General features: G+C 73.0%; 21 protein-coding genes. 10 read left to right on the top strand and 11 right to left on the bottom strand.

What is annotated here, in order from left to right; all coding sequences use genetic code 11:
* Nucleotides 1-157 precede the first annotated feature (157 nt).
* Complete coding sequence (locus tag ACIBCT_RS00335; RefSeq protein WP_399185208.1) at nt 158-964, bottom strand: SDR family NAD(P)-dependent oxidoreductase; 807 nt, start codon at nt 962-964, stop codon at nt 158-160.
* 120 nt (nt 965-1,084) lie between these two features.
* On the opposite strand from ACIBCT_RS00335, the gene ACIBCT_RS00330 reads away from it, so the two are divergent.
* The 4 genes from ACIBCT_RS00330 (at nt 1,085) to ACIBCT_RS00315 (ending at nt 5,126) form a co-directional block, all read left to right on the top strand.
* Nucleotides 1,085-3,763 (top strand): nitrate- and nitrite sensing domain-containing protein, encoded by a 2,679-nt coding sequence (locus ACIBCT_RS00330; RefSeq protein ID WP_399185206.1) that lies wholly within the window; start codon nt 1,085-1,087, stop codon nt 3,761-3,763.
* Nucleotides 3,760-4,155 (top strand): roadblock/LC7 domain-containing protein, encoded by a 396-nt coding sequence (locus ACIBCT_RS00325; RefSeq protein WP_344891561.1) that lies wholly within the window; start codon nt 3,760-3,762, stop codon nt 4,153-4,155. The genes ACIBCT_RS00330 and ACIBCT_RS00325 overlap by 4 nt, the downstream gene beginning before the upstream one ends.
* Before the next feature lie 67 nt (nt 4,156-4,222).
* Nucleotides 4,223-4,570 carry a DUF742 domain-containing protein gene (locus tag ACIBCT_RS00320; RefSeq protein ID WP_399185205.1) on the top strand — a complete coding sequence of 116 codons (348 nt, stop codon included), beginning with the start codon at nt 4,223-4,225 and terminating at the stop codon, nt 4,568-4,570.
* Nucleotides 4,551-5,126: an ATP/GTP-binding protein gene (locus tag ACIBCT_RS00315; protein WP_344891567.1), complete on the top strand. Its 576-nt coding sequence runs from the start codon at nt 4,551-4,553 to the stop codon at nt 5,124-5,126. The genes ACIBCT_RS00320 and ACIBCT_RS00315 overlap by 20 nt, the downstream gene beginning before the upstream one ends.
* Nucleotides 5,127-5,286: 160 nt before the next feature.
* On the opposite strand, the gene ACIBCT_RS00310 is transcribed toward ACIBCT_RS00315, so the two are convergent.
* The 6 genes from ACIBCT_RS00310 to xylA all read right to left on the bottom strand — a co-directional run bounded on the left by ACIBCT_RS00310 (nt 5,287) and on the right by xylA (nt 12,329).
* On the bottom strand, nt 5,287-5,658 hold the full coding sequence (locus ACIBCT_RS00310; RefSeq protein ID WP_399185204.1) for a DUF742 domain-containing protein: 372 nt from the start codon (nt 5,656-5,658) through the stop codon (nt 5,287-5,289).
* The gene (locus ACIBCT_RS00305; protein ID WP_344891574.1) at nt 5,655-6,044 is read right to left on the bottom strand and encodes a roadblock/LC7 domain-containing protein; all 390 of its coding nucleotides are present in this window, start codon (nt 6,042-6,044) and stop codon (nt 5,655-5,657) included. The genes ACIBCT_RS00310 and ACIBCT_RS00305 overlap by 4 nt, the downstream gene beginning before the upstream one ends.
* Nucleotides 6,045-6,152: 108 nt before the next feature.
* Complete coding sequence (locus ACIBCT_RS00300) at nt 6,153-8,600, bottom strand: nitrate- and nitrite sensing domain-containing protein (RefSeq protein ID WP_399185203.1); 2,448 nt, start codon at nt 8,598-8,600, stop codon at nt 6,153-6,155.
* Between the two features lie 141 nt (nt 8,601-8,741).
* Nucleotides 8,742-9,392: a DUF998 domain-containing protein gene (locus ACIBCT_RS00295; protein ID WP_399185202.1), complete on the bottom strand. Its 651-nt coding sequence runs from the start codon at nt 9,390-9,392 to the stop codon at nt 8,742-8,744.
* A gap of 406 nt (nt 9,393-9,798) precedes the next feature.
* Nucleotides 9,799-11,181: a xylulokinase gene (gene xylB / locus ACIBCT_RS00290; RefSeq protein WP_399185201.1), complete on the bottom strand. Its 1,383-nt coding sequence runs from the start codon at nt 11,179-11,181 to the stop codon at nt 9,799-9,801.
* Nucleotides 11,178-12,329: a xylose isomerase gene (gene xylA / locus ACIBCT_RS00285; RefSeq protein WP_399185200.1), complete on the bottom strand. Its 1,152-nt coding sequence runs from the start codon at nt 12,327-12,329 to the stop codon at nt 11,178-11,180. The genes xylB and xylA overlap by 4 nt, the downstream gene beginning before the upstream one ends.
* 79 nt (nt 12,330-12,408) lie before the next feature.
* Between xylA and ACIBCT_RS00280 the strand changes: the two genes are divergently transcribed.
* A complete protein-coding gene (locus tag ACIBCT_RS00280; protein WP_399185199.1) occupies nt 12,409-13,605 on the top strand; it encodes an ROK family protein in 1,197 nt (398 codons plus the stop codon).
* Nucleotides 13,606-13,817: 212 nt separating this feature from the next.
* Here the strand turns inward: ACIBCT_RS00280 and ACIBCT_RS00275 are convergent, their stop codons facing one another.
* Nucleotides 13,818-14,318 (bottom strand): GNAT family N-acetyltransferase, encoded by a 501-nt coding sequence (locus tag ACIBCT_RS00275; protein WP_399186075.1) that lies wholly within the window; start codon nt 14,316-14,318, stop codon nt 13,818-13,820.
* Between the two features lie 60 nt (nt 14,319-14,378).
* Complete coding sequence (locus ACIBCT_RS00270; RefSeq protein WP_399185198.1) at nt 14,379-14,900, bottom strand: MarR family winged helix-turn-helix transcriptional regulator; 522 nt, start codon at nt 14,898-14,900, stop codon at nt 14,379-14,381.
* Between the two features lie 70 nt (nt 14,901-14,970).
* Between ACIBCT_RS00270 and ACIBCT_RS00265 the strand changes: the two genes are divergently transcribed.
* Nucleotides 14,971-15,480 carry a VOC family protein gene (locus ACIBCT_RS00265; protein ID WP_399185197.1) on the top strand — a complete coding sequence of 170 codons (510 nt, stop codon included), beginning with the start codon at nt 14,971-14,973 and terminating at the stop codon, nt 15,478-15,480.
* Nucleotides 15,481-15,636: 156 nt separating this feature from the next.
* Here ACIBCT_RS00265 and ACIBCT_RS00260 read toward each other — a convergent pair whose 3' ends face one another.
* Nucleotides 15,637-16,608: an asparaginase gene (locus ACIBCT_RS00260; protein ID WP_399185196.1), complete on the bottom strand. Its 972-nt coding sequence runs from the start codon at nt 16,606-16,608 to the stop codon at nt 15,637-15,639.
* A 139-nt stretch (nt 16,609-16,747) separates the two neighbouring features.
* The gene (locus tag ACIBCT_RS00255; RefSeq protein WP_399185195.1) at nt 16,748-17,701 is read right to left on the bottom strand and encodes a hypothetical protein; all 954 of its coding nucleotides are present in this window, start codon (nt 17,699-17,701) and stop codon (nt 16,748-16,750) included.
* A gap of 242 nt (nt 17,702-17,943) precedes the next feature.
* On the opposite strand from ACIBCT_RS00255, the gene ACIBCT_RS00250 reads away from it, so the two are divergent.
* The 4 genes from ACIBCT_RS00250 to ACIBCT_RS00235 all read left to right on the top strand — a co-directional run bounded on the left by ACIBCT_RS00250 (nt 17,944) and on the right by ACIBCT_RS00235 (nt 21,318).
* Nucleotides 17,944-19,182 carry a histidine kinase gene (locus ACIBCT_RS00250; RefSeq protein WP_399185194.1) on the top strand — a complete coding sequence of 413 codons (1,239 nt, stop codon included), beginning with the start codon at nt 17,944-17,946 and terminating at the stop codon, nt 19,180-19,182.
* A complete protein-coding gene (locus ACIBCT_RS00245) occupies nt 19,173-19,814 on the top strand; it encodes a response regulator (RefSeq protein WP_399185193.1) in 642 nt (213 codons plus the stop codon). The genes ACIBCT_RS00250 and ACIBCT_RS00245 overlap by 10 nt, the downstream gene beginning before the upstream one ends.
* A 6-nt stretch (nt 19,815-19,820) precedes the next feature.
* Nucleotides 19,821-20,600: a DUF4097 family beta strand repeat-containing protein gene (locus tag ACIBCT_RS00240; protein WP_399185192.1), complete on the top strand. Its 780-nt coding sequence runs from the start codon at nt 19,821-19,823 to the stop codon at nt 20,598-20,600.
* Nucleotides 20,601-20,688: 88 nt separating this feature from the next.
* Complete coding sequence (locus ACIBCT_RS00235; protein WP_399185191.1) at nt 20,689-21,318, top strand: TetR/AcrR family transcriptional regulator; 630 nt, start codon at nt 20,689-20,691, stop codon at nt 21,316-21,318.
* Nucleotides 21,319-21,320: the final 2 nt, after the last annotated feature.

Genomic DNA, 21,320 nt, shown 5'->3' with positions numbered 1-21,320 from the left:
CCGTCCGACCGGCGGTGGTCGTCCGGACGGTGGCGGTCAGGGGCGGCCGGTTGCGGTTCTCGGACCGGTCGTGGTCAGGGGCGTCGGTCGCGGTCCCCCGGCCGGTCGTGGTCAGGCGGCCGGTCGTGGTCAGGTGGCCGGTCGTGGTCAGGCGGCGTCAGGCCACGGCGGCGGCGCTGGCCTCCCACAGGGCGCGGGCCAGCTCGGGGTCGCGCATCCCGCGGGGGACGGTGGCCGGGGCGCTCTTGGCGAAGTACCGTCCCGGGTGGGCGGCGCCGTCCGGGTGGGTGGCGAGATGCACCATGGTGCTCGCCCCCTCCTCCACGCTCTGCCCCATGCCGGGCACGTTCTTCACCATCCACATCATGAACGTCGCCGGGGCGAACTCCGTCTTGATCACTCCGGGGTGGAAGCAGGTCGCGGTGACCCCGGTGCCCTCCAGGCGCCGGGCCAGCTCGACCGTGAAGAGGGCACCGGCCTGCTTGGAGTCGCCGTACTGGAGCCAGCCGCTCCAGTGGCGCCGGTCGCGGTTCAGGTCGGAGGGGTCCAGCCGCCCGGTCTTGGCGGCCCGGGAGGTGGTGGTGATCACCCGGCTCCCGATGCGGTCGAGCAGCAGGTTCGTCAGCAGGAACGGGGCCAGGTGGTTGACCTGCATCATCGTCTCGTGACCGTCCGCGGTGCGGGTGCGCTCGGTGGTCATCACGCCCGCGTTGTTGACCAGGACGTCGATCCGCTCGTAGCGGGAGCGCAGCTTCGCGGCCAGCTCGCGCACGTCGTCCAGGCGGGTGTGATCACAGGTGAAGGTGTCCGGGGCCGCCCCGCAGGCCGCCCGCACCCTCTCCGCCACCCGAGCCGTCTTGCCGGGATTACGGCCGACCAGAACGACCCGCTGCCCCCGCCTGGCGAGCTCGACCGCGGCCGCCTCACCGATTCCGGCACTAGCCCCTGTAATCACACTAATCATCAGATCCTCCCCTGCGCAGAAACCTTATTCGGTGCTAGTCTCCTGTGCGATCTTCCGGAGGCGTATCCATCCCTAAAGCGGCACGAGCCTCCACACGCTCAGAGGTTGGGACGAGTGGACATGGGCTCAAGAAACCGCTCGATTCGGTTCAAGATTTTCCTGCTGCTGCTCCTGCCGCTGCTCTCGCTGAGCGCGCTGTGGGGATTCGCCCTCAACCTGACCATCGGTGACGGCATCTCCCTGCTGAGGGCCAACAGCCTCTACCAGACGGTGGGCCTCACCTCGACCGACCTCGGCCTCCAGCTGCAGGCCGAGCGGACGCAGTCGTCGGTGGCGATCAGCTCCCGGGTCCTCACCAGCGGGATGGGCGAGCAGCGCGCCCGTACCGACAGCTCGGTGGAGGCGTTCAGGAAGGCCGCCGTCACCGATGATTCCGACAGCCCGGAACTGCGCAGCTCGCTGAACGAGCTGCTCCGCCAGCTCGACAGGTTGCCGAGCATCCGCTCCGGCGTCGACAGCGGCCAGCACTCGCGGCTGAACGTGCTGTCGAACTACAACCAGATCCTCGACTCGGTCTTCCTGGTGTACCACCAGATGACCGCGGTGCCCGACCTGTCGATCTTCCAGCAGGCCTCGGCCATGCACGGGATGGGCAACGCCCGCGAGATGATCGCCCGGGAGAACGCCCTGGTCAGCGGGGCACTGATCGACTACCGGATGACGCAGGAGGAGCGCAAGGCCTTCGGCGAGTACGTCAACACCCGGCGCTTCCTGCACAACCGCGGGGTGGCCTCGCTCGACCCCGAGCTGGGCAAGGCCTACCGCGACACGTTCCGCTCCTCGGCCTTCGACAGGTTCGCCGACCTGGAGAGGGCCATCGCCGGGGCGACCGGCGACCGGCTGGCCCCGGAGGCCGCCACCTGGAAGGCGACCACGAACGAGGTCTCGACCTGGCTCGACCGGGTCAACCTCGCCTCCGCCAAGCTGCTGGCGGAACGCGCGCAGGGGGTGGCCACCGACATCCTGATCCGGATCGTGATCGCCGGTGGCGTCGGCCTGATCGCGGTGGTCGCGTCGATCATCATCTCGGTCCGGTTCGGCCGCCGCCTGGCCTCCGAGCTGGCCGGGCTCCGCTCGGCCGCCCTGGACCTGGCGGACGTGCGGCTCCCCCGGGTCGTGGAGCGCCTGCGCCGCGGCGAGGAGGTCGACGTGCGGGCCGAGGCGCCGCCGATCCAGGCGGGCGGCTCGACCGAGGTGCGCGACGTGGCCCACGCCTTCGGCTCGGTGCAGCACACCGCCGTCGAGGCCGCGGTCGGCCAGGCCAACCTGCGACGCGGCGTCAGCCAGGTCTTCGTGAACCTGGCCCGGCGCAAGCAGAGCCTGCTCCACCGCCAGCTCACCCTGCTCGACAGCATGCAGCGCCGGGCGACCGACCCCGACAGCCTGCACGACCTGTTCCGCCTGGACCACCTGACCACCCGCATGCGGCGGCACGCCGAAAGCCTGATCATCCTGTCCGGCGCGGCGCCCGGCCGGTCGTGGCGCAGGCCGGTGCCGGTGATCGACGTGCTGCGGGCCGCGATCGCCGAGGTCGAGGACTACACCCGGGTCAACGTGCTGCCGGTGGCCGACGTCTCGCTCGACGGCACCGCGGTCGCCGACATCACCCACCTGGTGGCCGAGCTGATCGAGAACGCCACGATCTACTCGCCGCCGCAGACCACGGTGACCGTCCGCGGCGACGTGGTGGCCAACGGGTTCGCCGTCGAGGTGGAGGACCGCGGCCTGGGCCTCACCTCCGCCGAGTACGAGGCGATCAACCAGCGGCTGGCCGACCCGCCGGAGTTCGACCTGGCCGACAGCGACCGGCTGGGCCTGTTCGTGGTGGGCCAGCTCGCCTCCCGGCACGGCGTCCAGGTCATCCTGCGCGGCTCGCCGTTCGGCGGCACCACGGCGATCGTGCTCATCCCCCGGGCCGTGATGGCCCAGCAGGACACGCCGCTCACCCTCACCGCGCAGCGGACCTCCTACACCGCCGAGCACGTGACCGGGCGCCCGGGAGGATCGTTCGAGCCCACCTCGCGGGAGGCTCTCCCGGCCCTGCCGGGCGGTCTGCCCAACGGCAACGGCCTGCCGAACGGCAACGGTAACGGCCGGCCCCACGGCAACGGGCAGCCGGACGGTACCGGTCTTCCGCGCAGGACGCGGAGCGCCCCGGCGGCCCAGCCGGCGGCGGCCCCCTCCCTGAGCGTCGTCAGCGACCTGCCGCACCGTCCCCCGTCCCCGGACCTCCAGCAACGGCGCGGCCCGGACGCCGGACGCGAGACGGTCTGGGGGACGCCCTCCGCTCCAGCCGCCCCCTCGCACGCCCCCTCCCACCGGGCGCCCTCCACCGCCGACGCGCTCCTCGCCGGGGCGGCGCCCCCGGAAACGTCCTCGGGGACGTCTTCGGGGACGTCTTCGGGGACGCGGCAGGCTCCCCCGGCGGCGTCGCCCGAGGCACGGCCGCACGCCACCGGTGCGAAGGGCTGCCCGGCGGCGAACCCGTCGGCCGTGCGGCCCCCCGCCGGGCCGGGCGGCCTGCCCCGCCGGGTACGCCAGGCGAACCTGGCCCCCCAGCTCCGCCAGGAGGGCGAGGCGCCCCCCGAGCCGGAGCCGAGGACGGAACCGGGCGAGGAACGTTCGCCCGAGGAGATCCGCGCGATCTTCTCCGCCTTCCAGGCGGGCGCCCGGCGCGGTCGCGAGGAGCGGAACAATGAATCGCCAGATCACACGACAGGTGACAAGGGGGAAAATTGACCAACACCGGCGAGTTGAACTGGCTCCTCGACGACCTGATCGGCAGGGTGGGCGCGGTGCGCCAGGCGGTGATCCTCTCCACCGACGGCCTGGCCGTCGGCTTCTCGAAGGGGCTCAGCCGCGAGGACGCCGAGCATCTGTCCGCGGTCGCCGCCGGGTTCCAGAGCCTGGCGCGCGGGGCGGGACGCCACTTCGGCGGCGGCGAGGTGCGCCAGACCATCGTGGAGATGGAGTCGGCGTTCCTGTTCGTCACCGCCGCCGGTAAGGGCACCTGCCTGGCCGTGCTGAGCAGCTCCGACGCCGACGTCGGCCACGTCGCCTACGAGATGGCGATGCTGGTCAAGCGGGTCGGCCAGCACATCTCCGCCAATCCACGCCAGGGTCTGTCGTGAGCGTCAGATCCTGCGGGCGCGCCCCCCGCGGACCGCTGGTCCCCTCCTGTCGATGCCGGAGGCCCGGATGACGCACTGGATGGACGAGGAGGCCGGACCCGTCGTCCGGCCGTACGCGCTCATCGGGGGTCGCACCCGCTCCTCCGGCGACACTCTGGACCTGGTCGCGATGGTCAGCTCGACCCGCACCCCTCCGTCCGGGGGTTTCGTCCCCGGGCCGGAACAGGAACGCATTCTCGCCATGGTCACCACCCCCACCTCGGTCGCCGACGTCGCCTCCGACCTGAACCTGCCGCTCGGCGTGGTCAAGGTCCTCCTCGGCGACCTGAAGGACCACAAGCTCATCTCGATCGGGCGCGCCTCCGCGAGCGAGCGCATTCTCAAGGAAGTGATCAATGGACTTCGGGCCCTCTGACGAACCCGTCGCCCTCAAGATTCTCATCGCGGGTGGCTTCGGGGTGGGCAAGACCACGCTCGTGGGCGCCATCAGTGAGATCCGCCCGTTGCGCACCGAGGAGGTGCTCTCCGACCGCGGTATCGGCATCGACGACGTCGACGGCGTCGAGGGCAAGACCACCACCACGGTCGCGATGGACTTCGGCCGCATCACGATCAGGGAGGGCCTGGTCGTCTACCTGTTCGGCACGCCCGGCCAGGAGCGGTTCTGGTTCATGTGGGACGAGCTCTCCTACGGCGCGCTGGGCGCCGTGGTGCTGGCGGACACCCGGCGGCTGACCGACTGCTTCCCGTCCATCGACTACTTCGAGCAGCGTGGCACGCCGTTCATCGTGGCCGTCAACTGCTTCGACGGCGCCGACCGGCACGAGGCCGAGGACGTCCGGGTCGCCCTGGACCTCGACGCGGACGTGCCGGTGCTTTTGTGCGACGTGCGACGCCGGGTCTCGGCGAAGACGGTCCTGGTGACGCTGGTGGAGCACTCGCTGAAGGTGCTGACGGCCAGCCAGAGCTGAGGCGGGCCGGAGCCGAGGGGGCCGGAGGGGCCGTCAGGCGGCCGGGTCCGCCGGTGGACGGCCGGGGCCGCGGCGCCGGGGCCGACGCGGGCCCCGGAACCGGCGGTCGTCACCGGGGCCCGCCGGGGTCCGCTGGGGGTCCGCTGGGGGTCCGCCGGGGTCACAGCGCCCGCAAGCCGCTGATCAGCTCCTTCAGCAGGCTGTCCGCGGGCACCGAGGCGGCCGGGATCGGCGACCGTACCAGGATGAGTCCCTGGTCGAGCAGGTCGCCCAGCAGGACCTTGACCACGCCGATCGGCAGTCCCGCGTCCGAGGCGATCTCCACGATCGGCCGGGCCCGCCTGACCAGGCCGAGCAGCCTGCGGTGCTGCAGTCCCAGGTTCGCCGCGGCCGGGATCGGCGCCCCGGTCGCCACCGCCATCGAGAGCAGGTCGAGCGAGGAGGAGGACGTCCTGGTGCGTCCCCCGGTCATCGCGTAGGGACGGACGACGGGACCGGCCTCCTCGTCGATCCACTCCACGTCGTCGGTCACTGCCCGGCCACCCGGGGTCCGGTGGCCAGGTGCTGGCCGACACGGGTGACCAGGCGTGCCATCTCGTACGCGATGAGGCCCACGTCGGCGGCGCCGGTGGTCATGACCGACAGGCAGCTCCCCTGCCCGGCCGGGGTGACGAAGAGGAAGGCGGAGTCCATCTCCACCATCGTCTGCCGTACCGTCCCGCCGCCGAACTGCAGGCTGGTGCCCTTGGCGAGGCTCTGGAACCCGGAGGCCACCGCCGACAGGTGGTCGGCGTCCTCCTTGGACAGCCCTCGGGACGAGGCCATCATCAGCCCGTCGTTGGACAGGATCAGCGCGTGCGAGACGTCCGCGACGCTCGTGACGAAGTCGTCCAGAAGCCAATACAGCTCACCCGGCACGTGATCGAACCCCTTCCCCTGTGATGATCTCGTTGACCGCCGGCCCCCACCGGCCCGATGACCCCGGTTCCGCCGGCCCGTCCTCGCGGTCACCCGCGTGGTCCCGGCTCACCGCGTGCCACCCGTGTCCTCCTCCTCGGCCCGGCCACGCCGCCAGCCGGACTGCAGGGCGCTCATCAGCGCCCGGGCCTCCTCCGGGGAGCGCTGCTGCTCCTCGGCCCCGGCCCCGGACGGGCCGCCGGGGTCGGGCCGGGGCGGCAGGTTCGCCCGCCGCACCCTGCGGGGCAGGTCCCCGTCGGTGCGCCGCGCCGGCCTCCACAGGTCCGCGGGGATCGGCACCGCGGGCTCCCCGGCGTCCGCGGGCGCGTCCGTCCGGTCCGGTTCGCCGGTCCGCGCGGACTCCGCGAGCTCCGCGGGTTCCGTGAGCTCCGCGAGCTCCGCGAGCTCCGCGGGTTCCGTGAGCTCCGCGGGTTCCGCGAGCTTCGAGCGCTCCGGGAAGTCCGGGGAGTCCGTGGGGTCCGTGGGGTCCATGGGGTCCGCCGCCCGGACGGGCCGTCTCGTGAGCTCCGCCGGTTCCGTTCCCCGGGCGGAGCTCACGGAGCTCGCGGGCTCCACCGGGCCGGTGCGGGTGGGCAGGACGGTGAGCAGCGGCGGCTCCAGCGGCGGATCGACGGGCTCGGGGTCGCCGAGCAGCTCGGCGGGGAGCAGGACGACCGCCCCGGTCCCGCCGTACGGCGAGGCGCGCAGCCTCACCTCGACGCCGTACCTGGCGGCCAGCAACCCGACCACGGCGAAACCCAGCCGGTCGGTCTGGGCCGGGTCGAACTCCGGCGGGCTGGCCAGGCGCTCGTTGATCGCGTCGCGTTCGCCCGCGGTCAGCCCGAGTCCCCTGTCCTCGATCTCGACGGCGAAGCCCTGGCCCACGGGCTCGCCGCGGACCGAGACCTGGCTCTCCGGCGGGGAGAAGACCGTGGCGTTCTCCAGGATCTCGGCGAACAGGTGCATCATGTCGGCGACGGCGTTGCCGACCAGGGTGGTGCCGCCCATGGGGTAGATCCGTACCCGGGTGTAGTCCTCGACCTGGGCGGCCGACCCGCGCAGTACGTCCTCCATCGGCACCGGCGAGCGCCACCTGCGGCCCGCCGCCCCTCCGGACAGGATCACCAGGCCCTCGGCGTGGCGGCGCATCCGGGTGGTGAGGTGGTCGAGCCGGAAGAGGTTCTCCAGCGCCTCGGGGTCCTCGGCCCGCTGCTGCATGCCGTCGAGCAGCTTGAGCTGGCGCTGCAGCAGCGACTGGCTCCGCCGGGCCAGGTTGCGGAACGCCTGGGAGACGCCCTCGCGCAGCCTGGCCTGTTCCACCGCGGCCTCGACCGCGCTGCGCTGGACGCTGTCGAACGCGGCGGCGACGTCGTGGATCTCGGAGGTGCTGCCCACCGGTCTCAGCGGCGGCGCCTCGGCGGCCACGTCCACCTTCTCGCCGCGGCGCAGCCCGCTCATCACCCGGGGGAGCCGGGTCCCGGCCAGTTCCGCGGCGGCCCGGCGCACGGCGGCCAGCTCCCGGGTGACGCCGCTGCCGATCCGGTAGGAGACCAGGAGCGACGCGACGACCGCGGCGAGGCCGATCAGCCCCACCACTCCGGCGCGGACGAAGACGCCCGCGGCCGCGGGCGCGGCCCGCTCGACGAGCTCGGGGGCCACGGCCGCCAGGGACCGCTGGTAGGCGGCGTCCAGCGCGTCACCGGCGAGGCGCCAGTCGGCGGACGGCACGCGGGCGCCGGACAGCAGCCGGTTCTCCAGGGCGGTGAAGCGGGCGTACGTAGAGGAGGCGACCATGTCCGAGAAGGGGGCGCGCAGCGCGGGGTCGAGCTCCGGCATCGCCTGTTCCATCAGGAAGACCCGGTTGGCGGCGAGCCGGTTGAACAGCCGGGCCTCGGTCTCCGTCATCGGCCCCTTGAGCGCCATCGCACCGGCCGCCAGTGCCCGCTCGCGGCTGAGCAGGTCCATGGCCTGGGTCATCATCGTGACGCCGCGGGACTGGCGGTAGAGCGGGAGGTCGTTGTTGAGGCTCAGGGTGTTGAAGAGCCTGCGCAGCGCGTCCGGCAGGCGGGCGAACTCCTCGGAGAGCCCCACCGGGCCGATCCGCCCGTCGTCGATCCTGGCGCGGACCGCGTCGATCGCCTCCACCTGCCTCATCAGCTCGGCGTGGCGCGTCCGCATCTCCTCGGACATCTTCGAGCGTGCCGCCTCCCCGGCGGTCTCGCGCCGGAAGCGGTCCCGCGCCTGGTCGGTGACGGCGCGCTGTCCCACCATGGTGGCGTGGTCGGCGTCGGAGCGGGTGGCCAGGAACTCGGCCGACAGGATGTGCTCGCGCTGGACCGCGGTGCCCAGCTCACCGGCGGGCTTGCCGACGGACTCGTACAGCGTCCCGACGGAGAGCAGGCTCACCGAGTCGCCGACCGTGGTGATCGTCGCGAAGCTCCAGATCGCCACCAGCGAGGTCAGCGGGATGACCAGCAACACCGAGATCTTGAACCGGATGGATGTGCTCGATGCCATGTCACCTCAGCGGCTCGCTCTCGGATCGCCGGGGTGGGCCCCGGTCGGTCTCTAGATCGCCGACGAGAATAGCACTGGCGGCTTCTCCTATTTGTAGCCCATTTGTGACATGTCATGAAATAGGTACGGGAGGGGGAAAAGTCAGCTCAGGACGGCGTGCGACGCCGGGGCGGTGTTCCGCACCAGGCTCAGCCGGGCCAGCGTGACGGCCTGCACGCCGGTCAGCGCGGCCCCGGTCCCGACGAGGCTCCACTCGACGAGGCCGATGAGCACCCCGTGACCGGGAAGCGCCACGTAGGTGAGGGCCAGCAGGCCGAATCCACCGGCCAGTGCCAGCCACTCCACCACCCTGGCCACCGGCCGCCACCGCTCGTCGGCGTTGAACCGCGCCGCCATCAGGCCGCCCGCGGCGGGCATCGCGACGAACGCGGCGACCGCCACGAGGTGGTGCGCGTCGGCGATGCCCTCCATGGCGGTCGCGGGCAGGACGGCGGGCAGCGCCGCGACGAGGACCAGGCCCGCGCCCCAGACCAGCGTCAGCCGCTCGGCGAGCAGGCCCACCTGCGCCTTCGCCGCCCGCAGACCGGCCACCACGGCGAGGGCGGCGATCCCGAGCGACACCAGCGCGAACCCCGTCGCCCCGCCACTGTCCAGCGCGACGTACCGGCTGACCGTCAGGTCCAGCGGGCCGGCGTACGGGACCGGGGAGATCTGCGCCACGACGGCGGCCGCGGCGGCCATCACCAGTCCGGCGCATGCGATCAGGGGGTAGAGCCTCTTCGACGCGAGCATGGACCAAGACTGTCCGCCCGAGGGGGTCTCAGACATCCGGCGGCGTCCCTGACGCGACCCTGAGCCACCCCTGAGACGGCCCGGGATCGGCCGGTTCGATGTGGTGCCTCGAGTGGGAGGTTCCGGCCACCGAGGGATTCATCGTGGCGGATCGTCCCGTTCGGGGCTCTGTTCCGCTCGCCGGGGAGGGGTGCCCGCTCCGGGGTCCGGCGGGTGCGGAGGGTCCGGAGCGGGCGGGGGTTCGGGGCGGACGGGATTCGGGTGGATCGGGGTTCAGGGTGGATCCGGGTTCGGGTGGATCGGGATTCGGGTGGATCCGGATCCGAATTCGGGGTGGGTCGGGGTTCAGGGTGGAGGTTCGGGGGTGGGGGTGGTGTGCGGGTCCGTCGCCGGGGGCGCGGCCCGTTCAGCGCAGGGCGCGGGCCTCGGCGTAGCGGGCCCGGACCTGCGGGACGGGATCGGCCTCGTAGTGCTCGGCCCCACCCGCCTCCCACGCCGGGGGCTCGTCCCCGCCGAGCAGCCAGGCGGCCTGCCGTGCCGCGCCGTCGGCCACGTACTCCCCGGGTTCGGGGACGACCACCGGTCGCCCGAAGACGGCCGGGGCGATCCGCCGTACCGCCTCCGACCGGGCGCCGCCACCGATGAGCAGCACCCTCGCCGGGTCCAGCCCGAGGGCGTCGAAGGCGTCGGCGAGGTGGCAGAGCAGGCCCTCGACCGCCGCCCTGGCGAGGTGTTCCGGGGTGGAGGTGGCCAGCGTCAGGCCGTGCAGCGAGCCGGTGGCGGTGGGCAGGTTCGGGGTGCGCTCGCCCTCCAGGTACGGCACGTACACCAGACCGCCCGCGCCCGGCGGCGCCGACAGGGCCAGCCGGTCCAGGGCGTCCAGGCCGACCCCGAGCATCCGCGCGGTGGCGTCGAGGACCCTGGCCGCGTTGAGCGTGGCCACCAGCGGCAGGAACCGGCCGGTGGCGTCCGCGAAACCGGCCACCGAACCGCTCGGGTCCGCGCTCGGGCCCTCGGCGACCGCGAAGGCCGTCCCGGAGGTGCCGATCGAGACCACCACGTCGCCGGGGAGCGCGCCGACCCCGAGCGCCGCGGCCATGTTGTCGCCCGTCCCCGGGGCGAGCCGCACCGTTCCGCCGGCCGGTATCCCCGAGGCGGGCCGCACCTGTCCCGCGGACTCGCGGGGGCCCAGCACGGCCGGGAGCCCGGGCGTCGCGCCGAAGGCCGTCCGGAGCAGGTCCGTCCGGTAGTCGCCGGTCGCGGGCGACCAGTAGCCCGTGCCCGAGGCGTCCCCCCTGTCGGTGACGAACTCGCCGCCCAGCCGCCAGGTGAGCCAGTCGTGCGGCAGGCAGACGCGCTCGGTGCGTCGGGCCGAGTCCGGCTCGTGCTCGGCCAGCCAGCGGAGCTTGGTCACGGTGAACGAGGCGACCGGCACGCTGCCCACCGCCTCGGCCCACCGCTGCGGACCGCCCAGCTCGTCGATCAGGTCGGCGGCGGCCCCTGCGGAACGGGTGTCGTTCCACAGCAGCGCCTTCCTGACCACCTGGCCGTCGGCGTCCAGGCAGACCATGCCGTGCTGCTGGGCGCCGATGCTCATCGCCTCGACGCCCTCCAGCCCGCCCGCCCGCTCCAGCGCCTCCCGCAGCGCCTCCCACCAGGCGGCCGGGTCCACCTCGGTGCCGTCGGGATGGGCCGCGCGTCCCTGCCGGACCAGGGCGCCGGTACGAGCGTCCCTGATCACCACCTTGCAGCTCTGGGTCGAGGAGTCGACCCCGGCCACCAGCGTCATCCGCGGACCCCGAGGAGGTGCTCGATGGCGAGCTGGTTCAGGCGGCTGAAGTGGAAGCCGCGCGCGGCCACCGCCTCCAGGTCGAAGTCGTCGCGCTCCAGGTCCGCGAGCGTCTCACCGGGGGCGAGCGTGGGCTCGGACAGCTCGGCGACCTTGCTCGCGGCCAGCGCCTCGGCGACCTCGGGGTCCGCGCGGAACGCCTTCACCTTCTCCTTGAGGATCAGGTACGTGCGCATGTTGGCCGCGGCCGAGACCCAGACGTCCTCGGCGTCCTCGGTGCGCAGCGGCTTGTAGTCGAAGTGCCGGGGGCCGTCGTAGCCGCCGTTCTCCAGCAGGTCCACCAGGAAGAAGGAGTTCTTGATGTCACCGTGGCCGAAGATGAGGTCCTGGTCGAACTTGGGGCCGTGCTGGCCGTTGAGGTCGATGTGGAAGAGCTTGCCGTGCCACAGGGCCTGGGCGATGCCGTGCGCGAAGTTGAGCCCGGCCATCTCCTCGTGGCCCACCTCGGGGTTGAGGCCGACGCGCTCGGGGTGCTCCAGCTCGTTGATGAACGCCAGGGCGTGGCCGACGGTCGGGAGCAGGATGTCGCCCCGGGGCTCGTTCGGCTTGGGCTCCAGCGCGAACCGGATGTCGTAGCCCTTCTCGATCACGTACGAGGTGAGCGCGTCCATACCCTCCTTGTAGCGGCTGAGCGCGGCGCGGACGTCCTTGGCGGCCCCGGACTCCGAGCCCTCGCGCCCGCCCCAGCAGACGTAGGTGGTCGCGCCGAGCTCGGCGGCGAGGTCGATGTTGCGGATGACCTTGCGCAGCGCGTACCGGCGGACCTCGCGGTCGTTGCTGGTGAACCCGCCGTCCTTGAAGACCGGGTGGGTGAACAGGTTCGTGGTGGCCATCGGGACCTTCATCCCGGTCTCGGCCAGCGCCTTCTTGAAGGCGGCGATCGCCTTGTCCCGGTCGGGCTCGACGGCGAGCAGGTCGTCGTCGTGGAAGGTGACGCCGTAGGCGCCGAGCTCGGCGAGGCGGTGGACGGTCTCCACCGGGTCCAGCGCCGCCCGGGAGGCGTCGCCGAACTGGTCGCGGGCCTGCCAGCCGACGGTCCACAGCCCGAAGGTGAAGCGGTCCTCGGGCGTGGGGGTATAGGCGCTCATCTGTGTTTCCTCCGAATTAATCCACGTTATGGACTTAATATGTATCGAGGTGGTGGCATCGTCAAGAGGTGGTTGTTCCATGACACAGGCCCTGCGCCACGACTCGATGCGCGCCCGCAACCTCGGCGTGGTCCTCGGCGAGGTCCGGAAAAGCGGCCCCATCAGCCGCGCGGCGCTCGCCGAGATCACCGGACTGACCAAGACGACGGTCTCGAAGATGGTCGGCGACCTGATCGCGGCGGGCATGGTCACCGAGTCCGGCGCGGTCAGGGACGGCGAGCGGGGACGGCCCGGCACCGCCGTCGAGCTCAGCGGTGGGCGGGTCGCCGCGCTCGGCCTGGAGATCAACGTCGACTACCTGTCGGCCTGCGTCGTCGACCTGACGCTCAGGGTGCGGACGAGATGTGCACAGGCTGTGGACAACCGTACCGCCTCCCCTGTGGAAACCATGTCTCACCTGCAGAAACTTGCCCAGAAAGCTGTGGACGAAGCTCAGGCGCAGGGGCTCTTCATCGCCGGTACGACCGTCGCCGTCCCCGGTCCCGTGGACGGCGGCCTGGTCCACGCCGCCCCCAACCTCGGCTGGCACGACGTCCGCGTCCCCGACCTGCTGGACCTTCCCGCCGAGGTGGACAACGAGGCCAACCTCGCCGCCCTGGGCGAGCTCTGGTTCGGCTCGGCCCCCGAGGACTTCCTGCACGTGTCCGGGGAGATCGGCATCGGCGCGGGCCTGGTCGTCGACGGGGCCCTGTTCCGCGGCGCCCGCGGCCTGGCCGGGGAGCTGGGACACGTGGTCGTCACCCCCGACGGACCCGCCTGCCGCTGCGGCGGCCGGGGCTGCCTGGAGCAGTACGCCGGACAGGATGCGCTGCTGCGGGCCGCCGGGCTCGGCGGGGCGCCCGGCGGGGTGCCGGGCGGGGTGCCGGAACTGCTGGAGCGCCTGCGCGCGGGCGAGCCGCGCCCGCTGGAGGCCTGTGAACGCGCCGGCCAGGCACTCGGCGTCGCCCTGACCTCCGCGGTGCACCTGATGGACCCCGGGACCATCGTGCTGGGCGGGGTCTTCGCCCCGCTGTTCGAGTGGATCGCGGAACCGGCGCGCCGGACGATGACCGCCCGGCTGTCCTCGATGCGGCACACCGTCCCCGAGCTGACCGTCTCACGCCTGGGCGGCGACGCGGCGACACTGGGGGCGGCGGGGCGGGTGATTCACCGGGTGATCGCCGATCCGTATCTATGGCGACGCAGTGTTTATGGCGACGCTGGCGCGTCGCGGTGAGGCGTGTTTATGGCGACGCTTCGCGTCGCGGTGAGGCGTGTTTATGGCGACGCTTCGCGTCGCGGTGAGGCCGCTTGGATCCGGCTCCTTCCCTCGTCGCTCATCCGCTTCGCTCCTTCGCTCCTCGGTCCAGTCGCCGGCGCGGCCTCACGAGAGTCCCTGGGAAGGGGGACGAGGCATGAGGGGCCCGGTGGCGAGGTGCTGGGGCGGGGTCAGGGGGTCAGGCGGCGTTGCAGGACCATGCCGGGCCAGGCGCCCACGAAGAACGGCATCGACCGGGTGAAGCCGCACCGCTCGTAGTAGGTGACCAGGCGGCCGTCGTCACCGGCGTAGCAGTCGACGCGCAGAAGCCTCACTCCGCGCCGGACGGCCTCTTCGGCCGACCAGTCGAGCAGGGCCCGTCCCACCCCGCGGCCGGAGAAGCGCTGGTCGATCACCAGCGCCCGCACGTACAGCTCGGGCTCGGGCACCGGCGCGACGTACGGGTTCGGCGGCCCCACCACGACGCAGCCCGCGGGCTCGTCGTCGAGCTCGGCGATGCGCATCCCGTCGCCCGCCGCCCACTGCCGGACCTGCTCGATCCGCTGGGGGTCGCCGCTGAACGGCAGGCTGCCCCACTGCCCGGTGCGACCCCGGCTGACCAGGAACGCCACCGCGCTGTCGAACATCGCGAGCACGGCTTCGACGTCGCGGGGCCCGCCGTCACGGATCATCACCTGACCAGGCTACGGGGAGGACGCCCTGGGAGGGAGGGGGTCGCGGTGAGGGAGGCGTCAGGGGCGGCCGTGGCCGGGGTGGCCGGGGGCGGCGTCGGGGGTGTCGGGGGTGTCGGGGGCATTGAGGGCGTCGGGGGCGGGGCCGGGAAGGAGGGCGGCGCAGAGGGCGGTCAGGTGGCGGAGCTGCTCGGGGTCGAGGCGGTCGAGGAAGGTCTGCCGTACCGCCTCGACGTGGCCGGGGGCGGCGGCGGCGAGGGCCGCGAACCCCTCGTCCGTGAGGACGGCCCAGCTGACGCGCCTGTCGGCCGCGCAGGGTTCGCGGCGGACCCAGCCGCGTTCCTCCAGCCGTTTCACCGCGTGTGACAGGCGGCTCTGGGAGGCGTTGACCTCCGTGGCCAGCTCGCTCATCCGCATCGTGCGGCCGGGCGCCTCCGACAGCTTCACCAGCACCGCGTAGTAGGCGTGCGGCATGCCGGAGTCGCGTTGCAGCTGCCGGTCCAGCTCCTCCTGGACGAGCTGCGAGGCGGTCAGGAACGTACGCCAGGCACGTTGCTCGTCATCGTCCAGCCATCGCGTCACGCCCACAGCTTACTTGAGCTCTCAACAAAGTGGGGTACGATACTTGAGAGTTCAAGTTTCAGGAGGAACCATGCCGGTCCAGCGGCTCAACCACGCCGTCCTGTTCGTCCGTGACGTGGAGCGGAGCGTCGCCTTCTACCGGGACGCCCTCGGCTTCACGGTGGTCATGGGCACGCCACGGGCCGCGTTCCTACAGGCGTCGGGATCCACCAACGACCACGACCTCGGCCTGTTCGAGGTGGGCGCGCAGGCCGGCCCCTCGGGCGCGGGGCGCTCGACCGTCGGGCTCTACCACCTCGCCTGGGAGGTGGACACCCTGGAGGAACTGGAGCGGATCGCCCTCAGACTCGGCGAGCTCGACGCCCTCGTCGGAGCCTCCGACCACTCCACCACCAAGGCGCTGTACGCCAAGGACCCCGACGGGCTGGAGTTCGAGGTCTCCTGGCTGGTCCCCGCCGACCTGCTGACCGAGGAGGCGCTGAACGGACGCTCCACCGTCAGGCCCCTGGACATCGCCCGGGAGAAGGAGCGCTACGGCGCCCGGACCCGTGGCGGCGTCGGCGTCTCGATCCCCGCCTGAGCAGTGCGCCTGGACCGAAACGTCCGGAAATGAGGTGACCCGGCGGAGGCCTCCCCAGCCCTCCGCCGGATCACGGACTCTCCCGACGTGCCCAGCCAGATGGGAGATACTCGCGGTCCCCGTATTTTTTACCTATCCATAATCCGGCCGCCGGTGTCAAAGCCGGTCGAACCACTCGCGTACCGCGTCGACACCCCCGGCTCCGAGGGCGACCATCAGCGCGCATCGCGCCTTCTGGGGCGCCAGCCCGCGGGCGCCGATCGCCCCAACCGTGGCGGCGAGCCCCTGCAGGGGACCGGCCTCGCCCAGCGCGCCCCGGCCGGTACGGCAGCGCGACGCGACGACCACCGGGATCCCCCACTCCGTCAGCTCCGCGATCGCCGAGAGGAGACCGACCGGCACGTTGCCCGTCCCGGTCCCCTCCAGCACGACGCCCTGGGCCCCGGCGTCCACGGCCGCGCCGAGCAGGCCGGGCTCGATCCCCGGGTAGGTCTTGATCAGGGCGACGTCCGAGGCCGGATCCCCTCCGAACGCCGGTGGCCGGGGCGGGGGCGGGGCCTGCGTCTCCACCCGCCCGCCCGACACGCGGCCCAGCGGCGGGAAGGGCGCCGAGGAGAACCCCGCGACGCTCGTGGCGTCGGTCATGCTCACCCAGCGGGCGGCATGGATCTCGTCGTTGACGCACACGACCGCCCCGGCACCGCGCAGCGCCTCGTCCGTGGCGGCGGCGAAGGAGGAGACGAGGTTGCGCGGCCCGTCCGCGGACGGTTCGTCCCTGGAGCGGACGGCGCAGGTCAGCACGACGGTGCCGCACTCCGCCGCCCGGCCCGCCAGCAGGTCGGTGAGGTAGGCGGTCTCCTCCAGCGTGTCGGCGCCGTGAGTGATCACCACACCGTCGAAGCGGCGTTCCAGCAGGGCCGAGCGCGCCCTGCGGGCCAGCTCCAGCATGGTCGAGGGCGACATGTCCCAGCCGGGCTCCGCCATCACGTCCTCGGCCACCACGTCCGCCGTGATCGCGCCGGGCGGGAGGGCTCCCAGCAGTTCCGCCCCGGACGCCACCCCCGGCCGGTCGGGGGCGTAGGAGTGGGCGATGGTGTCACCGGTCGCCAGCAGCAGCACACGCTTCACGGACGGAACCTTTCGATGGCCGATGTCACCTCCGGTCCGGGGGCGAGCACGGGGCGGGACCATGCTTCCCGGGGCTCCGTGGTCACCCTGCCGACAGGTGGTCACCCTGCCGACAGGAGGTCCGGACGCGGTCCCCTATTTATAACCCATCACTACCCCTATTGGGGTTATGTTCGTGGAGCCGTACAGCGGGTGATCCTGCGGTTCGAGGGTGGTGGAGTCCGGGCGGGGCGGGGTCGGCGAGACCGTCGCTCACGAACAGCGCGCGGGCCGCCTCCCGGGTGCCGTCGTCCCGCGCGCTGAGCACGAACTCCTCGGGGGTGCGCCCGCACAGCCGCCGCAGCGCCGCCGACCGTCCCAGTAGGTGCCCGATCAGCTCGCGCTGGGGGGCCAGCGGCAGCGGGCCGCCCTCCTCGTCCACCAGGCATCCGTGCCTGCTCACGTAGACGTGGCACGGCGGGAGCGTCTCCCCCGAGGCCAGGGTGACCGGGAAGGAGCCCGCGGGCAGGGGCACCCGGCGGTAGTTCGGCTCGGTCGCGTCCAGCACCGCGAGCTGGGGGTCGTCCACCCAGACCACGAACAGCAGCGAGGCCCCCCGTGCCCCGATGGGCGTGGCGGGCAGGTAGGCGTACCGGCTGATGTGCGCCGAGACCCCGGGGGCGACGCCGTGCACGGCGGCCGGGGTCAGCGGGACGACGGGGCGGATCCCGGCCGCGGTGAACTTGCGGCGCAACTGGCCGGGGGCGGCGTTGGAGCCCACCGCGATCACCGGGTGGCGCGCCTCCGGGGGTGCCGCGCCGAGGGCGGCCAGGTGGTCGGCGAGCCTCGCGGTCCGGTCGCCGGACCGGACCCGCCGGTCGGCCAGGGCGCCGGGCGGCTCCGTCATCGGCAGGAAACGGTCGTCCACCAGCAGCCCGGCCGCCGGGGCAAGGCGCCCGGGGTAGGTCAGCGGGGCGGACATCGGGTCGTCGGCGAAGAGACCGGGGAGGCCTTCGAGGAAGCCGTCGGAGGGGTTCTCGGCGGGGTCTTCGGCGGGGGCGGTGGAGCCCGGCAGGCCGGGCAGGACTCCCCGGCCGGGAGAGGGCCGCTTCATCGGCGCTCCCGGATGGGGACGGTCGTCACGCGCTCGGCACCCATCCCCCAAGGGTAGGCGGGGCCGGGAACACCGTCGCGGGCGCCCGGGCACGCGCGGGAGCGGCCCACCTCGGACCGGCCTACATCAGACCGGCCCGTCCGGGCATGCCGGGCACGCGCGGGAACGGTGGTGCCTGCCTCACCTTTTTCCCGGAACCCTCGCCCATGTGCCCGGGGCACCGGAATCCCTACCGTGGTCTCATGACCGCCATCGAGATGCCCACTCCCTGGACGAGGATCAGCGCTCACTGGTCGTCGCGGACCTGGCTGCGTACCGCCCACCTGGTCTCGGGTGCGGCGCTGGCCGTGGCCGGTGTCGTGGCGCTCGCGACGCTGGTGGCGGCCGCGGTGCTGCTGGTGTGGACGGTGGTCGTACCGGTGGCGGCGTTGCTGCTGTTCTTCGTGGTCGTCCGGTTGCTCACCCTGGTGCAGCGCTCCCGGTTCGCCGCCTTCCTGGACGTCGACATCGCGCCGGTCCCGCGCCGCCCGCTGAGCAGGAACCCGCTGCGGCGGCTGCTCCAGGAGACGCGGACCTGGAGCACCTGGCGCCGGCTCGGGTACCACCTGCTGACCGCGCTGATCAACGGGTTCGGTGCCCTCTCGGTCGTCGGGGCGTGGTCGAGCGCCATGATCACCGCCGTGCTCGCCGTGCAGCACTGGGCGCGGGAGGAGACCTGGCAGAGCGTGATGTTCGTCTTCGTCTCCGGGACGCTGTTCGCCGCCGCGCCGTGGGTGGCCCGCGGGTTCACCACGCTGGACGTGATCGCCGCCGAGGCCCTGCTCGGCCCCAGCCTCAGCGACCAGCTCGTGCTGCGGGTGGAGACGCTGCGGGAGAGCCGCGCCGGGATGGTGGACGCGGCCGACGCCGAGCGCCGCCGTATCGAGCGGGACCTGCACGACGGCACCCAGCAGCGGCTGGTGTCGCTGGCGATGAACCTCGGGATGGCCCGCGCCACCCTCACCGACCTGCCGGAGCCCGCGCGCGAGGTGATCGTGCAGGCGCACGAGGAGGCCAAGCTCGCCCTGCGGGAGCTGCGCGACGTCGTCCGCGGGCTGCACCCCGCGGTGCTGGACGAGCAGGGCCTGGACGCGGCGCTGTCCGGTCTGGCCGCGCGGGCCCCCTTCCCGGTACGGCTGCGGGCCGACCTGCCCGGCCGGGCCGCCCCCACGGTCGAGGCGGTGGCCTTCTTCGTCGTCTCCGAGGCGCTGACCAACATCGCCAAGCACGCGCGGGCGTCCGGCGCCGAGGTCGTCGTCGGCCTCGACGGCGACCGCCTTCACCTGTCCGTGCACGATGACGGCGTCGGCGGGGCGGATCCGGACCTGGGGAGCGGGCTGCGCGGCCTGGCGGGGCGGGTGGCGTCGGTGGACGGCATCCTGGACGTCGACAGCCCGCCCGGCGGGCCGACGACGATCAGAGTGGAGCTGCCGTGCGCGTAGTGCTCGCCGAGGATTCCGTACTGCTGCGCGAGGGGCTGGTCCGCCTGCTCGGCTCGGCGGGCATCGAGGTGGTGGCCTCCGTGGCCGACGCCGACGGGCTGCTGCGCGCCGTGGACGAGCACGAGCCCGACCTCGTCGTGACCGACGTGCGGATGCCGCCCTCGCACACCGACGAGGGACTGCGCGCCGCGCTCGTGCTGCGCCGCCAGCGGCCCGCGCTGGCGATCCTCGTGCTCTCCCAGTACGTCGAGGAGCGCTACGCCACCCGGCTGCTGTCCACCGCGACCGGGGGGATCGGGTACCTGCTCAAGGACCGGGTGGCCGACGTCGAGGAGTTCCTCGACGCGGTACGCCGGATCGCCGCGGGCGGCACCGCCCTGGACCCCGAGGTGGTCGCCCAGCTGCTGCTGCGCGGGCGCAGCGACCCGCTGGACCGGCTGACCCGCAGGGAGTACGAGGTGCTGTCGCTCATCGCGGAGGGCCGGTCCAACACCGGGATCGCCGAGGCCCTGGTGGTGTCCGAGAGCGCCGTGGGCAAGCACATCAACAACATCTTCGCCAAGCTCGACCTCTCCGGCGCCGACAAGGACCACCGCCGGGTACTCGCCGTCCTGCGCTTCCTCAAGGTCTGAGAGAACATGCCCACACGAAACAAGCTCCGGATCGCCTGGCTCGCCACGGGCGGGACGCTCACCGCGCTCGCGGTGGCCTTCACCACGATGGCGGCGCTGGCGGAGATCAACGAGCCCGACCGGACCGTCCAGGTCACGTCCAGGTCCCACCCGCTCACCTCGCCGGAGGTCGTGGTGCGGGCCACGGGTCACGTCGACCTCTCGGTCGTCGCCGGCCCCGCGAAGCGGCTGGACATCTCCCAGGAACTCGTGTGGGTCCGCGACCGGCCCGTGGTCACCGAGCGGTGGGACGGCCGGACGCTCACCGTCGACGCCCGCTGCCCCGGCGTCCCCGTCTGCCGGACGCACTACGTCCTGACCCTGCCCGCGGCCACCGGCGTCGAGGCGTCGAGCCGTATCGGGACCGTGTCGGTGAACGGCGTCCGGGGCGACCTGCGCCTGTCGGCCGACACCGGTGACGTGGTCGTGACCGGTTCGCTGGGCGCTCTGCGGGCGCGGGTGCGCCAGGGGGACGTGATCGGCGACGACCTCAGGTCCGCCGAGACCGACGCCGAGACCGGTGACGGAGACGTCGTCCTGGGGTTCACGGCCCCGCCCGGCGACGTCAGGGCCGTGGTGAGGACCAGGGGGAACGTCGAGGTCAGGGTGCCGGACGAGGGCGGGCCGGGGTACAACGTACGGACCGACTCCGGTGACGCGACCGTCGAGGTGCGGCTCGACCCCGACTCGCCGCGCCGGATCACCGCCCTGACCCCGGCGGGCGAGCTGCGCGTCCTGCCCTTCTGAGCCACGGGGGTATTGCGAACACAGGTTTGACCGGGTCGAGACCGGCACCCGGCCACCCGCGAACGCGCCGGGGACTTGAATCGGAGGCATGACTCCCCACGACGACCCGCGGAGCCAGGCGGTCATCACCATCGCGATGCGGCTGTTCTCCGCGCTGGGCTACGACGGCACCTCGCTGCAGGCCGTGGCCGAGGCCACGGGCGAGGACCCGGCGTGGATCCAGGAGCGGTTCGGCGAGAAGCGCGACCTGTACCTCGCCGTCATCGACCTCGCCGGCAGGATGGAGCGGACCGTCGTCCAGGACGCGCTCGCCGCGCTCCCGGCCGCCGACGCCGAGCAGGTCGCCACCACCCTGTACGGCCTGTCCGAGCATTACCTGGACTTCTGCGTCGCCAACCCGCAGATCCCCGCGCTGTGGCTGCACCGCTGGCTGGGCGACGCCGCGGACATCCCCGAGGTGGAGCGGACCCACTCGATCCCGCTCATGAACTTCACCGCCGACGCGCTCCGCTCGGCCGCGAGAGCCGGGTTCGTCGACGGCGAGGTGGACGCGGACCTGATGGTACGGACGCTGGTGTGGAGCGTGTACGGGTTCCTGCACGGCGAGATGATCGCCGAGGCGGGCCGGTCGGTCTCCGCCGACCCGCAGGCGCGGCATCGCTTCCTCGCCCATCACCGCCAGCTGCTCGACCGCATGCTGAGACTGCCGGGCGTCTGAGG

The organism is Streptosporangium sp. NPDC050855 (genome assembly GCF_044456585.1).
Lineage (GTDB): Bacteria > Actinomycetota > Actinomycetes > Streptosporangiales > Streptosporangiaceae > Streptosporangium > Streptosporangium longisporum.
This window is presented reverse-complemented; position numbering and strand designations above follow the sequence as displayed.